Raw genomic sequence first — 14,533 nt, 5'->3', positions numbered from 1 at the left:
CGCCCCCGTTCACTCCGCCCGGATGATCACCCCCAGCGCCGCGTCCCGTACGTCCGCCGACGGGTGGTGGCGCAGGGCGCGCAGGGCCGTGCGCCACTCGTCGGGCCAGCCGATGTGGCCCCCCGTGCCGGACACCACGGCGACCGCCAGGAGGCCGGTGGCCGGGTCGGCGGTGGTGGTCAGGTGGGTGGCGGCCGTCAGGAGCGTCGCCGGGTTGGACGGCGGGCGGCCGTAGCCGAGGCGGCTGCGCAGGCGGTCCGCCGTCGCCGACGCCAGGGCGGGGCGGCCGTCCGCGTTGGTCGCCAAGTCCCGCAGCCGCGCGGTGAGTTCGGGCAGGTCGTCGTCCAGGTCCACGAGGCCCAGGAGCAGGCCCGCGCGTGCCCCGGCCAGTGACGGCTCGTCGGCGAGCCGCGCGGCCACGGCCGCCGGCACCGGGCGGATCTCGCGCGCCGGCCGGTCCGGCAGCGTGGCCAGCAGCGCGAGCGCCCGCTGGCGGGACGGCAGGTCCCGGTCCGACGGCGCGTCGGGCTCGCCGGCCGCTATCGCCGGGAGCAGCGCCGCCAGCGTGTCGTCCAGCACGCTTCCCGGCTCTGCCCCGCCGACCGGATGCGGCAGGCCGGAGACGGCCAACCGGCCGATCGCCGTCACGGCCTGCCGCCAGACGTCGCGTGTCCCGGCCCCCTCGCCGAGGTCGGTGACCCGCTCCGACAGGCCCGCCACCGCCTCCGGGGCGTACCGCGCCCACTGGGGCAGCACGCGCAGCCCGGCCGTCGCCGCCTCCGGGTCCGCCGACCGGCACACCTCGCCCACCAGACGGGCGTACCTGGGCCGGTGGATCTCCGGCAAGGACCAGGCCGCGGTCCGTACGACCGCCTGAAGCACCTGTGGTGCCCCCAGCGTGGCAGCCGTGAGCACCGACCACGTCCGCTCCTCGGAGAGGAGTTCCGTCGCGAAGGCCACGACGGCCGCCTGTACGTCGGCGTGCTGGTCCGGCGCGTCGAAGGCCGTCGAGAGCAGCGCGGCGGCCTCGGGGAGCGGCAGGAGCGTGGCCGCCAGCCGTACCGCCTCCTTGCGGCTCGTCACCTTCACGCCCTCCTCCGCCGTCAGCACCGCGCGCAGCCGCTCGGCGAGTTCGGACGGCGCGGCGAAGCGCGCGGCGCGGGTCGCGGCGTACACGGCGACCCGCGCGCGGTCGTCGCCGACATGGGCGAACAGCACGGGCAGCGCGTCCTGCGGCTGCTCCGCCCACGCCAGGGCGGCCAGCGAGGCCTCGGCCAGCACCACGTCCGGGGAGTCGGCGTAGCGCAGGGCGAGCGCGCGCCCGTGCTCCGGGACCGTCGCGGCGGCCCGTATCGCGGCGGCGCGGTGGTGGACCGGCTGCGACCCGTCACCGGCCACCGCGGCGGCCATGGCGCCCGCCGCCGCCTGCTGGCGCGGCAACCAGCGCTCGGCGTACCGGAGTTCGGGCAGCGGCCGGCGGCTGCCGCGCTTGAGGAAGCGGCCGTACGGCGGCGGCCCGCCGAGCAGCACGTCCAGCAGATCGGTCCGACGCGCCGTCAGAACCCGTGCGACGGGGGCGAGTACAGCGGCCGACGGCTCAAGCTCCAGAATCCTGGCGACCCGCTCGTCACGGGTGGACGGCGGCTGGAGCCAGCACCTCGCCGCGGACGTGAACGCGCTGTCGTCGCCGTGTTTCAGGGCCTCTTCGAGCAGTCCCTGAAGCACGGGCATCCGATGGGCCCGCCTGCCGAGCGAGTACGTCAGCGTGAGCAACAGCCGGTAGTCGGCCTTCTCCGTCGCCGCGTCCAGCCACGGGCGCAGCGCGTCGAGCACCAGGTGTTCCTGGCCGCGCCGCAGTGTCCGGTCGAGCGGGCCGAGGTGGCCCACGCCGACATGGCCGGCGATCTGTTCCAGCGCCCCCAACGACCAGGCCACCAGGGCCTGTTCACCGCCTGCCGCGTTCTCGCGCAGCAGGTCGACCGCCAGCGACCGCAGGGCCTCCCTGGTGCCGTACGAGATGTCCCGCGCCTCCAGCGCGTCCCGCAGGACACGGTCCAGGGACGGCGTGTCCTCGGCCGTGAACAGGTCGGGGCGCACATCGGCGAGTGCGTCGAGGGCGGCGTAGCGCACCGGGTCCTGCTCGTTGCGCAGCCGCAGCATGTCGGTCAGTACCTCGTGCACGGCCGCCCGGTCACGGGAGTGCGCGGCGTTGGCGATCAGCAGCGGCCAGGCGCGGGCGCGGTCGCCCGCGTCCGGACGACGCGTACCGGCGAGCAGTTCGGGCCGTGCCTCGGCGACCGGGCCGTACGCGACCAGCTCCAGGACCTCGTACCAGGAGCCGCCGCTCTCGCGGCGCCGGGCCGCCCACCGGCGGGCCTCCGCCCAGCGGCGCTCGCGCGGCAGCAGGGCGAGCACCGGAAGCAACTGGTCGGCGTCCTTGATCTCGACGCCGGCCGTCGCCGAGTCGAAGAAGCCGCTCCGGCGGTGCGGCGGCAGCGCCTTGAGCAGCGCGGCGAAGTGCGGCCGGCCGGCCCAGTGGCGGCCCAGCGCGGGCAGCGAGGGCGGGTCGGCCTGGACGATCCGCCGCAGGACGGAGGCCGAAGGAAACGGCGGGTACGACCGCCCGCTCCGCTCCGGCGCGATCAACAGCCGTACGGTGCGCTCTGCGTCGACGGCCACCAGCTCGTTGAGCCGCCCGGCCAGCGCCGCCGGAAACGCGTCGGGCCCGTACCGCTCCAGCAGCGACAGCACCCGCTCGGCGCGGGTGGAAACGGCGGCGGTGACGCCTTCCGCGTAGCGGTGCCAGGACGTGTCGCGCTCGGAGCGCGGGCGGACCGTTAGTTCCCGTTCCAGGTGGTCGAGGACCTGGTCGGGAAAGCGGAGGCCGAGCTTGGTCCACGACTCGACGGCGTAGGAGAGTTCGGGCAGCGCCGCCGCCACGAACTCCGCCGAGCAGACGGGCAGCAACGTGGCCGCCGGGGAGTCACCCCACTGCTCGCGCAGCCTCGGGACCAGGCGCTCCGCCAGCGCCGTACGCCCGCTCGCGAGCACGACCTCGCCCAGCCGCCGCCGCGCGTCGGCCGGGGCGTCCTCGTACGCCGCCTCGATCGCCGCGTCCGGGAGCGGGAGCTTGCGGGCGGCCCGCAGCGCGTACGCCCGCACCACCGGGTCCCGGTCCGTCAGCAGCCCGGCCAGATGGTCCGTCTGCCGCCCGACGAGCGCGGCGAACGCCGCCAGCCGTCGCTCGTAGGTGCCGCGGCCCGCCAACTCGGCCAGCACGGCGGGCAGTTCGGCGGCTATGGGTTCCGAACGGACGCTGTGGGCAAGGTGCTTGAGACGTTCCGGGTACGACAGCGGTTCGAGCGCGGCGAGCAGACGGTCGACGGTGAGTGACATGACCGTGATTGTGCCGGGAGGGGTGCGGTGAGCCCAACGGATATCGGGCTCTCCCCGTCGGGCCCCTCGCCTCAGGCTCCTTCCCGTCAGGCTCCTCGCCTCAGGCCCCCGTACCGACGTACTCCCGCAGATGCCGCGCCGTGAGCGTGTCCGCGTGCGCCACCAGATCGGCCGGCGTCCCCGTGAAGACGACCTGCCCGCCGTCGTGCCCGCCCCCCGGCCCCAGGTCGATCAGCCAGTCCGCGTGGGCCATCACCGCCTGGTGGTGCTCGATGACGATCACCGTGTTGCCCGCGTCCACCAGCCGGTCGAGCAGCGCCAGCAGCTTGTCCACGTCCGCCATGTGCAGCCCGGTCGTCGGCTCGTCCAGGATGTAGACCGAGGACTTCTCGGCCATCTGGATCGCCAGCTTCAGCCGCTGCCGCTCACCGCCCGACAGGGTGTTCAGCGGCTGGCCGAGCCGCAGATAGCTCAGCCCCACGTCGTTGAGCCGGCCGAGGATCGCGTGCGCCTGCCCCGAGGTGAAGTACTCGTTCGCCTCCGCGACCGACATGGACAGCACCTCGCTGATGTTCTTGCCGTTCAGCCGGTAGGTGAGCACCTCGGGCGTGAACCGCTTGCCCTCGCACTCCTCGCACACCGAGGCGACGCCCGCCATCATCGCGAGGTCGGTGTAGACGAGCCCGAGACCGTTGCAGTTGGAGCAGGCGCCCTCCGAATTCGCGCTGAACAGCGCCGCCTTGACGCCGTTGGCCTTCGCGAACGCGGTACGGATCGGGCTCAACAGCCCTGTGTACGTCGCCGGGTTGCTCCGCCGCGAACCCCGGATCGGCGACTGGTCGGCGACCACCACACCCTCCCGGTTGGAGAGATAGCCGTGGATCAGCGAGGACTTGCCCGACCCCGCGACCCCCGTGATCACGCTCAGCACACCGGTCGGGATGCCGACGCTCACACTCTTCAGATTGTGCAGCGTGGCGCCCTCGATGGACAGCCGGCCGCTCGGTTCGCGCACCGACTCCCGCAGCCGCGCCCGGTGTTCGAGGTGCCGCCCGGTCAGCGTGTCCGAGGCGCGCAGCCCCGGCACGTCGCCGGTGTAGCAGATCCGCCCGCCCGCCGTACCTGCGCCGGGGCCCAGGTCCACCACATGGTCGGCGATCGCGATGACCTCGGGCTTGTGCTCGACGACCAGCACGGTGTTGCCCTTGTCCCGCAGCCGTAGCAGCAGATCGTTCATCCGGCGGATGTCGTGCGGGTGCAGCCCGATGGTGGGCTCGTCGAAGATGTAGGTGGCGTCCGTGAGGCTGGAGCCGAGATGGCGCACCATCTTCACGCGCTGCGCCTCACCGCCGGACAGCGAGGACGAGACGCGGTCCAGGCTCAGATAGCCGAGCCCGATCTCGACCAGCGACTCCAGCAGGTCCCGCAGATTGCCGAGCAGCGGCGCCACGGCCGGATCGTCCAACTTCCGTACGTACTCGGCCAGATCGCTGATCTGCATCGCCGAACACTCGGCGATGTTCACCCCGGCCACCTTCGAGGACAGCGCGGCGGCGCTCAGCCGGCTGCCGCCGCAGGCCGGGCACTCGGCGAAGACCACGGCACGGTCCACGAACGCCCTGACGTGGGACTGCATCGACTCCCGGTCCTTGACCAGAACCGTGCGGTTGACCTTGGTGATGAGCCCTTCGTACGTCATGTTGCCGGAGCCGACCTTGACTTTCGTCGCGCTCTTGTGGAGGAAGACCTCCCACTCCTCGGGGGTGAAGTCCTTGAGCTTCTTGTCCGGGTCGTAGAAGCCGGAGGCGACCATGATCTGCCAGTACCAGGCGTCCACCTGGAAGCCGGGGACGGTGATCGCGCCCTCGTTCAGGGAGAGTTCGCGGTTCACGAGCTGGTCGATGTCGATCTTCGACACCTGACCGATCCCTTCGCACTCGGCGCACATGCCTTCGGCGGCGTTGAAGCTGAAGGCGGTCGACGTGCCGATGTGCGGGGTGCCGAGCCGGCTGAAGATGATCCGCAGCATGGTGTACGCGTCGGTCGCCGTGCCCACCGTGGAACGGGAGTTGGCGCCCATCCGCTCCTGGTCGACGACTATCGCGGCGCTCAGATTGTGCAGCGAGTCCACGTCGGGCCGGCCCATGCTCGGCATGAACGACTGGATGAACGCCGTGTACGTCTCGTTGATCAGGCGCTGCGACTCGGCGGCGATGGTGCCGAAGACGAGCGAGGACTTGCCGGATCCCGAGACACCGGTGAAGACCGTGAGCCGGCGCTTGGGGATGTCGAGCGAGACCTCCCTCAGGTTGTTCTCGCGGGCCCCGCGGACCTTGATCACGTTGTGACTGTCGGCGGCTGGGATGTTCACGGACTGCTCCTCGGGCTGCTCGGCGAACGGCTAGCGTACACCGTACTCAGAGGCGATCGCACATATTTTCGAAACAACCCGTGGACTTCCCCGGCGGTGTTCTGTGCCCTGGAGCCGGACCCGGCGCTACAGCCAGCCGTTGCGTCGGAAGCTCCGGTGGAGGACGTAGCACGCCGCGGCCATGAGAGCGACGACGGCCGGATAGCCGTACGTCCACCCCAGACCCGGCATGTGCTCGAAGTTCATCCCGTAGATCCCGCAGACCATGGTCGGCACGGCGATGATCGCGGCCCACGCGGTGATCCTGCGCATGTCCTCGTTCTGCGCGACGGTCACCTGCGCGAGATGCGCCTGGAGGATTGAGTCCAGCAGATTGTCGAAGCCGGCGATCTGTTCGGTGAGCCGGGCCAGATGATCGGCGACGTCACGGAAGTACGGCCGTACGCCGGGAGTGACACCCGGCAACGTCCGGTTGGCCAGCATGTCCAGCGGCCGGTGCAGCGGCGCCACGGCCCGCTTCAGCTCCAGCAGCTCCCGTTTGAGCTGGTAGATGCGCCCGGCGTCGCCCCGGCCCGCGCGGCCCGCCGATTCGTTGAACACGGCCGTCTCGACATGGTCGATGTCATCCTGGACGGCGTCGGCGACGACGAGAGCGTCTTCGACCACCTGGTCCGCGATCGCGTGCAGCACGGACGACGTCCCCATCGCCAGCCGCTCGGGCGCGGCCTCCAGCCGTTCCCTGAGGGGCCCGAGCGAACCGTGCCTGCCGTGCCTGATGGTGATCACGAAGTCGGCCCCGGTGAAGACCATCAGCTCGCCCGTGTCCACCACCTCGCTGGTGGCGGTCAGCGCCTCGTGCTCGACATAGCGGCAGGTCTTGAAGACCGCGAACAGCGCCCCGTCGTACTGCTCCACCTTCGGCCGCTGATGCGCGTGCACAGCGTCCTCGACGGCCAGCGGATGGAGCCCGAACAACTCGGCGAGCCCCTTGAACTCGGCTTCGCCGGGCTCGTGCAGACCGATCCAGACGAAGCCCCTGCCGGACTTGCGGACCCGTCGTACGGCTTCGTCGGCCGGGCAGTCGCCCGGCTGCCGTATGCCGTCCTCGTAGATCACACAGTTCACCACGGCGCTGCCGAGCGGCGACCGGGCCGGATGGCTGAGGTCGACAGTGCTGCGGTAGACGCGCCGCACAGCTCGGCGGAGGCGACGGATCATGGGCACGAAACTGCTCCGTTCGAGGGATCGGCGGCCAGTCTGCCACCACCCGCGCGGCGTCAGGCCGTGATCGCCGAGCGTTTGACACGGGGCGGCATCCGGCGCCGTCCAGCGGCATCCGGCCACCTACGGGCCACCTACGGGCGACATGCGGGGCGCGGGCTCTGCTGGCACAGTCGTCAGGGAGCGGAGGGGAGCGGAGGCGAGCGCGCGGGGGCATCCATCGGCACGACCGGAGTGAGGCGAGCGGCCATGGCACCGAGGCATCCTGTGTTCGGGGCGCCGTGCTGGGCGAGCCTGCTGGCCCGCGACCTCGCCGGCACACAGGACTTCTACGGTGCCGTGCTCGGCTGGACCTTCCGCCCGGCCAGGCCCGGCGACCAGTTCGTCGTGGCCGAGAGCGACGGCGTACCGGTCGCGAGCATCGGCGCCCTGGCCCCCACCCTTCAGGTGGCCGTGGCCTGGACGCCGTACTTCGTGGTGGGCGACGTGGACGCCACAGCGTCCCGCATCAGGGAGCGCAGCGCCACGGTGGCCGTGGGCCCGCTCGCCTTCGAGATGGGGCGGGCCGCGCTCGCCGCCGACCGGGACGGCGCCGTCTTCGGCTTCTGGGAGGGCGAGCCGCTGCCCGACGCCACGGTCGGGCTCGGCGTACCGCCCTTCCAGCTGGAACTGCGCACCTACGACGCCATCGCCTCGGCGATCTTCTACGGCGAGGTGCTCGACTGGGCCGACGACGGGTCCGGCAGCATCGACGTCAGCTACGAGAAGGACCATGTCGTGCTCCGTACGGGACACGGTTCCGGGCCCGTCGTCGCGCGAATAAGCAGTGGCGGTATCGAGGCGGCGATGGACCCGCATCTGCGCCCAAGCTGGCACGTGTCGTTCCCGGTGGACGACGTGAAGGCCGTCAGAACCGCTGCCGACGCCGCCGAGGAGCTGGGCGGCGTCGTGGTCGTGGCGGAGGGGAGCGGGTACGGGGGCAGCGAGCACGTCACGCTGCGGGACCCCGACGGCGGGTTGTTCACCCTGACGGTCCGCTGATCGGCGGTGCGTGATCGGGCGTGCGGCGGGCACGGGCCGGGCACGTGCCCGGCGAGGTACGTCGAGATACGTCGAGGTACGGCGACGAAGGGAATCACCACGTGAACCAGCGACATCCGGACGACCCCGAGGGCAACGGCTCGGCCGTCCCCCGGGATCTGCCCGACCAGAACGCCCGCCCCGGAGATGATCCGCTCGACGTGGACATCGAGGGGCTGGGCACGTCCGACGACCCCGACCCCGAACCCGACCCCGCCCCCGACACGGGCGGGGTGCACCCGGAGCAGCCCGTCCCCGACGAGCCGTCGGGCTGACCGGCCCGGCGCTCATGTCCCGAGCGGAGGAACCCACGGTGAAAAGCATCCGGAAGCCCACGGCGGCACACGGCGCCGACACAGAAGTGACGGTGGAACTCAGCGGCTGCCGGCCGGAGGACGCGCACGCCGTGTTCGGCGCGCTTCGCACGGTCTTCGCCTCCGACCGAGCGCCCGACGACCGACCGCGGGAAGTGGCGGGCGCCCGCCCGACGGTGTGGAGCTCGACCTTCGACGTGTCGGAGGTACGGGAGAAGGCCGGCCCGACCCGGCTGACCGAGCCGGTGACCGCGGACGTCCAGGGCGGCTACTGGGCGGTCGCCAGGTTGCAGGAAGGGCTCACCGGGGCATTCGCCGTACAGGTGTTGGGTACGGCCGCGGGCGACCAGGAACAGGAGGTCCAGTTCCGGCTGGACACGCGTCGTCCCTGAGGGCCCCTGGAGGCCGTGCCGGAGGGTAAATACGATGTCGTGAGCCGGGAATCGGGAGGCCGGGAAATGACGAGCGTGACCTTCACTCTGGTGGCTTTGGACTGTCCGGATCCAGCAGCTCTCGCCGAGTTCTACCAGGGGGTGCTCGGCGGCGGGATCAGCCGCGACAGCGAGGAGTGGTGGGAGCTGCGTGAGCCCGGCGGCACCAGGATCGCTTTCCAGCTGGCCCCCGGCCACCGTGCCCCGGACTGGCCGCGCGCAGACGCGAACTCGCAGCAGGCGCACCTCGATTTCGACGTGACCGACATGGAGGCCGCGCAGGAGAAAGTCCTCGCGCTCGGCGCCACGGCGCTCGATCTCGACGACCAGGGAGGTAAACGTGGCTTCCGGGTGTACGCGGATCCGGCCGGTCATCCCTTCTGTCTCTGCCGGGCCGCTGACCGGCCGTAGAAGTTGCGCATTCGGCTCTGGCGGGTCACTATTTTTTAGTGACCCAGAAGTGGCAATTGCTCACGCTTCGTATTCGGGGGTCGTTGCAGCAACGGGGTGAAGCACGTGAGCCTCTGTGTGAGGAGCCTCGACCATGACGATTCCACTCGGCCGTTACTACGAGGTGGAATTGCACGCCTCTCCGGAGCGCGTATCGCAGATTCGGCGCATCGTCGCCGCGCACCTTCGACACTGGAATCTCGACCCGCATGTCGACCCGGTCTGCTCGGGCATCGGCGAACTGCTGACCAACGTCCACCGCCATGTCGGTGAGGACAACAAGTGCATGGTCGAACTCCGCTGGACCGGCCGGTATCTCACGGCCGCCGTCTCCGACAACGGTCCCGAGCTGCCCCGACTGTCGTCGGCCGGTGGCGGCGGACTCGCCCGTCTCGCCTCACTCAGCGACAGCTGGGGCACGTGTGGCACGGAGGAGGGCAAGGTCGTCTGGTTCACCAGGAGCGTGGAGGCGCCGCAGAACGTTCTGCGGCTGCCCGTCGTCCCGGTGGGCGGGACCGACGCCGCGGCGAAGGAGCCTGTTCCGGCCCTGAGCCTGGTGCCGGCGTTCGTGCCGTCCCTGGTCTCGGCCTGACGGCGTTCAGCACGTAGTCGTGGCGGGCCGGACCCGGAGCGGTGACACCGGCCTGTTCGCGCACGCGCTTTTCGGTGGGTGGACGACGGGTACGCGCTCCGGTGACGGCCCGTGCCCCCGTGACGCGGAGACAAGGAGTCAGAGATGGAAACCGACCAGGGCCAGGGCCCGGTAGGCGCTCGCGGCCGATCGGCCGAGCGCGAGGGGCGGTTGCGCACGTGTCTGCCGGCCCGCGTGACGACGCGCGAACACGAGGCGAGAGACGGCGGCGCGGAACATCAGGAAGCGCTGGATCAGGAGTGGAATGTGGTGCGGGGAGAGGACTGAATGACTGCGCGGCCGCACATCGATCAGACACAGACGGATCGGACAGGCGCCGACGCGTGGGAATGGCTGCGGGACGCGGCCTGCGCGGACGCCGACCCCGAACTGTTCTTTCCGGTGGGGGATGCCGATCCCGCCGCCGAGCAGGTGAAGCGCGCCAAGGAGGTGTGCCACGGCTGCCCGGTGGAGAGCCGATGCCTCGAATGGGCGCTCAACACCGGCCTTACGTCCGGAGTTTGGGGCGGTACGGACGAGGCGGAGCGGCGTCGGCTGCGCCGCAACGGCCGGCGCAAGGTGCCCGCGCAGCGCGCCAGGCAGGCGTCGGGGCCGGGGTCGGGGTCGGGGTCGGGCGGGACGCGCCGTCCCCGTACCCACTAGCGCGGAGGAGGGGCGAGCGGGGTGAGCGGGCACGACGGACACGGCAGAACCGGCGGATACTCCGGCGCGCCTGAGGAGGGGAGCGTACGGGCGGGAAACCGGACCGTACGGATCCACCGGCCGGACAAGGTCCTCTTCCCGGCCCCCGCCCCAGCCTCCGGCACCGCCCTCACGAAGGCGGACCTTGTCGAGCACTACCGGTCCGTCGCCCGCTACATGCTGCCCGAACTCAGAGGCAGACCACTGATGTTGGAGCGGCACCCGGACGGCGTCGGCGGTCCCCGCTTCATGCAGAAGAACATTCCGGGGAACTACCCCGACTGGGCACGGCGGGCCGAGATGGCGAAGAAGGGCGGCACCGTCACCCACCCCGTAGGCGACGACACCGCGACGCTCGTGTTCCTCGCCGGCCAGGCGAGCATCACCTTGCACCGCTGGCTGTCACGGGTGGAGCGCCCGGACTTCCCGGACCGGCTGGTGTTCGACCTCGACCCGGCGGAGGACGACTTCGAGCCTGTACGCGCCGCCGCGCTGCTGCTGCGCGAACTCCTCGACGAACTGGGCCTGCCGGCCATGCCGATGACGACCGGTTCCAAGGGGCTGCATGTGACCGTCCGGCTGGACGGACGTACGGCGTTCGACGAGGTACGGGGCTTCGCCATGGACGTGGCGCGTGTGCTGGCGGCGCGTGACCCGGACGGGCTCACCACGGAGCAGCGCAGGGACGCCCGCGGCGGCCGGCTCTACCTGGACGTGCAGCGCAACGCGTACGCGCAGACGGCCGTCGCCCCCTTCTCCGTACGCGCGCGGGAAGGCGCCCCGGTCGCTCCGGTCGCCACGCCGATCAGCTGGGACCAGGTGAAGGATCCGGCGGTCACGGCGCGGCGCTGGACGGTCGGAGACGTGCTGGAGCAGGCACGCACCCGCCCCTGGTCCGACGTTCCGGCCAGGGGCAGGTCGCTGGGTCCGGCACGGCGCCGGCTGGGCGCCCTGTCGTAAGGGCGCCCGCGCGGCGTCATGAACGGCGGCGTCTTGGGCGGTGCTGCTCAGGGGGCGGGGAACTCGCCCGCCAGCGCGGCGGCCATCCGCAGGTGCGGCCCCGCGTCCTCGGCCCGCCCCTGCCGCTCCAGCGTGCGGCCCAGCATGAGGCGCGCGTACTGCTCGACGGGGTCACGCTCCAGTACGGCGAGCAGTTCCGTCTCGGCCTTCCGCAGACGGGCGGAGTGGTAGTAGGCACGGGCGAGCAGCAGCCGCGGCGCGACCTGCTCCGGGACCTCGGCCACGAGCCCTTCGAGGATGCCGGCGGCCGTGACGTACTCCTGGGCGTCGAAGAACTGCTGGGCACGCGCCCAGCGCTCGGCGGCCGTTCCGAAGTCGTAGTAGGCGCTGATCACTTGCCCTCCTCTGGTTCCCGGCGATGTCCGGTGACTGCTTACACGAGCCCACAACACAGGAAGGTCGTTGAACATTCCACTACTGCCCCGACCGTTATCGCGAGGATGCTGCCCAGGGGCACCGGACGGGATTAGGTTGGGCGCCATGAGCAATCTTGATCGCCAGGCGACGCTCTCCGTCTGCGGCGGCCGTGGCTTCGTCGTCGCCGAGCCGGTGCGTGAACTCCTCAGCCCCCGTCACGTCAAGCTCGGCGAGTCCACACAGGTGCGCCGGCTGCTGCCCAACCTCGGGCGCCGCATGGTCGGCGCGTGGGCCTTCGTCGATCACTACGGCCCCGACGACATCGCCGACGAGCCCGGCATGCAGGTGCCGCCCCACCCGCACATGGGCCTGCAGACGGTCAGCTGGCTCCACGACGGCGAGGTGCTGCACCGCGACAGCCTGGGCAGCCTCCAGACCGTACGCCCCCGAGAGCTGGGCCTCATGACCTCGGGCCGCGCGATCAGCCACTCCGAGGAGAGCCCCCGCTCCCACGCCCGGCTGCTGCACGGCGCCCAGTTGTGGGTCGCGCTCCCGGACGCCCACCGCGCCGTGGACCCGCACTTCCAGCACCACGCGGACCTCCCCGCGGTCACCAGCCCCGGCCTGACGGCCACCGTCATCCTGGGCACCCTGGACGGCGCCACCTCACCGGGCACGACGTACACCCCCCTCGTCGGCGCCGACCTGGCCCTCACCGCGGGCACCGACGCGCGACTGCCCCTCGACCCGGACTTCGAGTACGCGGTGCTGGCGATGTCGGGCGAGGCGAGCGTCGACGGCGTACCGGTCCCGGCAGGCTCGATGCTCTACCTTGGCTGCGGCCGCACGGAACTCCCGCTCCGCACAGACTCCGCGGCGGGCCTGATGCTGCTGGGCGGTGAGCCGTTCGAGGAGGAGATCGTGATGTGGTGGAACTTCATCGGCCGCTCCCACGAGGAAATCGAGTCGGCCCGCAAGGACTGGATGGAGGGCCCCCGCTTCGGCGAGGTAACGGGCTACGACGGCGCCCGACTGCCTGCTCCCGAACTCCCGCCGGTGGCCCTGAAACCACGCGGCCGGGTGCGCTGACCTGGCCTGATTGATCCTGCGACGGCCCGCCGCGTGGCCTTCGCTGAGCCCCCTCACCGGGCTGGCGAGGGGGCTCAACTGTGCCTGCTGGTGGGTGCTCCCTCGGAGTGGGCGGCGGTCGCAGGTGTTGGCACCTGTGACCAGGTCTAATCAAACACTTGCTGACCCTTTGCTGACCTTACTGACGAGTAATCAGGTTCTGTCATCGAGATGATGATCAGGCTGGGTGCCGTACGGTCGTTGGCGCGATGCTGGACGAGTTCGCGTTGACAGCCGTGCCGGCGGCCTGCTTAGTCAGACACCGGGGAAGATGTGCCGCCCAAACCGCACGCGGGAAGCGAATCGTGAATGGCTTCGGTATTTCCTGCCGAGTCGGCGGTGCTCGAACGGAATTTTTACCTGTTTCCGATGACCCATCATGTCGAGTGCGTTGCGATCCTTGAGCCTGGCGAAAAGGGCAGCTGACCTGGGGTTTCGTCGAGTGGCTGACGGGGAGTGACGTGCGCTTGCGCAGGGTCTCCAGGACGACGTGGCGGTGGCAGCGCTCTTCGTCCTTCTCGAAGCACAGCACCGCGACTCGGGCCTGGCCTGTGTGTTCCGCGAGTACGTCGAGTTCAGCCCTGACTGCGTCGGAGCGCAGCAGGCTGCGGAATCGGGCTCGGCCCCCGCTGATGCGCCCATCCCAGAATGGGGCCCGGTTGTCCTTCGGGTTCCCGAGGGCTCGCAGGTGGGTGGGGTCCCAGTAGTTCTCGCCGAAAAAACAGCGCTATGCCGTACAGCGGCTCCTGATCTGGCCTGATTCGAGTCCGCGGAGTAGCCGGAGAAGTTGCCGGCCGCGGTGCTCGGTGCGGTGCGGAGCTCGAAGCCAGATCAGGCCGACCCGACCATGGTGAACCTGTGCGATGAGGGACCAGCTCGCGTCACGAGCGCGGGAGACTAGAGCAGGCCCCGCCCTGGCGACGCCAGTTCGGGGGTTTTCGTCTGCCCGCAGCTCCCGGCCGGGTATCGGTGGTGCCCGACTGTGCTGATCGAATGGGGCGGGAGGGGCCGATGGCCACGCGGGTGTTCTCGGATGAGGAACTGGAGGGCTTACGGTCCTTCCCTGCGATCGGCAAGGACGAGCTGATCCGCTACTTCACGCTCACCTCGGCCGATCAGGCGTTCCTCGGCAAGTTCCGCCGGGGGGGCAGTCCGGAGACCGGGCGCCGGTGGACGGGGGCCTGGCCGCATTCACCAAGTCTCATCCGGGTGACCGGCCGTGCCAGTCTGCGCGGTCGGTGTTTCATAGGTGGTCCCCGTTTCAACACCGGGCGCCGACGGCATCGCCGCAGGTCGATTTGTTTCACCGGTCGTTTCCTTCCTCTTGGCCAGTGAAACGTATTCCTGAAACGATCCCGGCGTGATCACCGACCCGTACCGGCTCGTCGAGTCGCACGTCTGCCCGATGTCCACCTGCCAGGCCCCGGGCGGG

At 71.0% G+C, this 14,533-nt stretch carries 13 protein-coding genes and 1 pseudogene; 9 read left to right on the top strand and 5 right to left on the bottom strand.

The window, feature by feature from the left end; all coding sequences use genetic code 11:
* Positions 1-9: 9 nt before the first annotated feature.
* From ACIBLA_RS05525 to ACIBLA_RS05515, 3 genes are all read right to left on the bottom strand, one after another.
* Positions 10-3,396 carry a hypothetical protein gene (locus ACIBLA_RS05525; protein WP_399197838.1) on the bottom strand — a complete coding sequence of 1,129 codons (3,387 nt, stop codon included), beginning with the start codon at positions 3,394-3,396 and terminating at the stop codon, positions 10-12.
* Between the two features lie 100 nt (positions 3,397-3,496).
* Positions 3,497-5,767: an ATP-binding cassette domain-containing protein gene (locus ACIBLA_RS05520; protein WP_399197837.1), complete on the bottom strand. Its 2,271-nt coding sequence runs from the start codon at positions 5,765-5,767 to the stop codon at positions 3,497-3,499.
* 126 nt (positions 5,768-5,893) lie between these two features.
* The gene (locus tag ACIBLA_RS05515; protein WP_363243001.1) at positions 5,894-6,985 is read right to left on the bottom strand and encodes a magnesium and cobalt transport protein CorA; all 1,092 of its coding nucleotides are present in this window, start codon (positions 6,983-6,985) and stop codon (positions 5,894-5,896) included.
* Between the two features lie 252 nt (positions 6,986-7,237).
* Between ACIBLA_RS05515 and ACIBLA_RS05510 the strand changes: the two genes are divergently transcribed.
* The 8 genes from ACIBLA_RS05510 to ligD all read left to right on the top strand — a co-directional run bounded on the left by ACIBLA_RS05510 (position 7,238) and on the right by ligD (position 11,556).
* Entirely contained in the window at positions 7,238-8,029 is a 792-nt protein-coding gene (locus ACIBLA_RS05510) for a VOC family protein (protein ID WP_363242999.1), read from the top strand.
* 101 nt (positions 8,030-8,130) lie between these two features.
* On the top strand, positions 8,131-8,343 hold the full coding sequence (locus tag ACIBLA_RS05505; protein WP_399197836.1) for a hypothetical protein: 213 nt from the start codon (positions 8,131-8,133) through the stop codon (positions 8,341-8,343).
* A gap of 38 nt (positions 8,344-8,381) precedes the next feature.
* A complete protein-coding gene (locus ACIBLA_RS05500) occupies positions 8,382-8,774 on the top strand; it encodes a hypothetical protein (RefSeq protein WP_399197835.1) in 393 nt (130 codons plus the stop codon).
* Between the two features lie 66 nt (positions 8,775-8,840).
* The gene (locus tag ACIBLA_RS05495) at positions 8,841-9,224 is read left to right on the top strand and encodes a VOC family protein (protein WP_399197834.1); all 384 of its coding nucleotides are present in this window, start codon (positions 8,841-8,843) and stop codon (positions 9,222-9,224) included.
* Between the two features lie 133 nt (positions 9,225-9,357).
* Positions 9,358-9,855: an ATP-binding protein gene (locus ACIBLA_RS05490; protein WP_363242995.1), complete on the top strand. Its 498-nt coding sequence runs from the start codon at positions 9,358-9,360 to the stop codon at positions 9,853-9,855.
* 144 nt (positions 9,856-9,999) lie between these two features.
* Positions 10,000-10,182 carry a hypothetical protein gene (locus tag ACIBLA_RS05485; RefSeq protein WP_363242994.1) on the top strand — a complete coding sequence of 61 codons (183 nt, stop codon included), beginning with the start codon at positions 10,000-10,002 and terminating at the stop codon, positions 10,180-10,182.
* Positions 10,183-10,557 (top strand): WhiB family transcriptional regulator, encoded by a 375-nt coding sequence (locus tag ACIBLA_RS05480; protein WP_363242993.1) that lies wholly within the window; start codon positions 10,183-10,185, stop codon positions 10,555-10,557.
* Between the two features lie 111 nt (positions 10,558-10,668).
* Positions 10,669-11,556, top strand: coding sequence for a non-homologous end-joining DNA ligase (ligD, locus tag ACIBLA_RS05475; protein WP_363243033.1), 888 nt, complete (start codon positions 10,669-10,671; stop codon positions 11,554-11,556).
* A gap of 47 nt (positions 11,557-11,603) precedes the next feature.
* Here the strand turns inward: ligD and ACIBLA_RS05470 are convergent, their stop codons facing one another.
* Complete coding sequence (locus tag ACIBLA_RS05470) at positions 11,604-11,951, bottom strand: tetratricopeptide repeat protein (protein ID WP_363242992.1); 348 nt, start codon at positions 11,949-11,951, stop codon at positions 11,604-11,606.
* Positions 11,952-12,096: 145 nt separating this feature from the next.
* Between ACIBLA_RS05470 and ACIBLA_RS05465 the strand changes: the two genes are divergently transcribed.
* The gene (locus tag ACIBLA_RS05465; protein ID WP_399197832.1) at positions 12,097-13,062 is read left to right on the top strand and encodes a pirin family protein; all 966 of its coding nucleotides are present in this window, start codon (positions 12,097-12,099) and stop codon (positions 13,060-13,062) included.
* Between the two features lie 514 nt (positions 13,063-13,576).
* On the opposite strand, the pseudogene ACIBLA_RS05460 reads toward ACIBLA_RS05465, so the two are convergent.
* Positions 13,577-13,789, bottom strand: a pseudogene (locus tag ACIBLA_RS05460) (DUF488 domain-containing protein); the annotation flags it as partial.
* Between the last annotated feature and the right edge of the window lie 744 nt (positions 13,790-14,533).

It is taken from the genome of Streptomyces sp. NPDC050433, from assembly GCF_044458565.1.
In the GTDB taxonomy this organism is placed as follows: domain Bacteria; phylum Actinomycetota; class Actinomycetes; order Streptomycetales; family Streptomycetaceae; genus Streptomyces.
The sequence above is the reverse complement of the archived record's forward strand: the minus strand, read 5'-3'. Positions and strand labels throughout refer to the sequence as shown.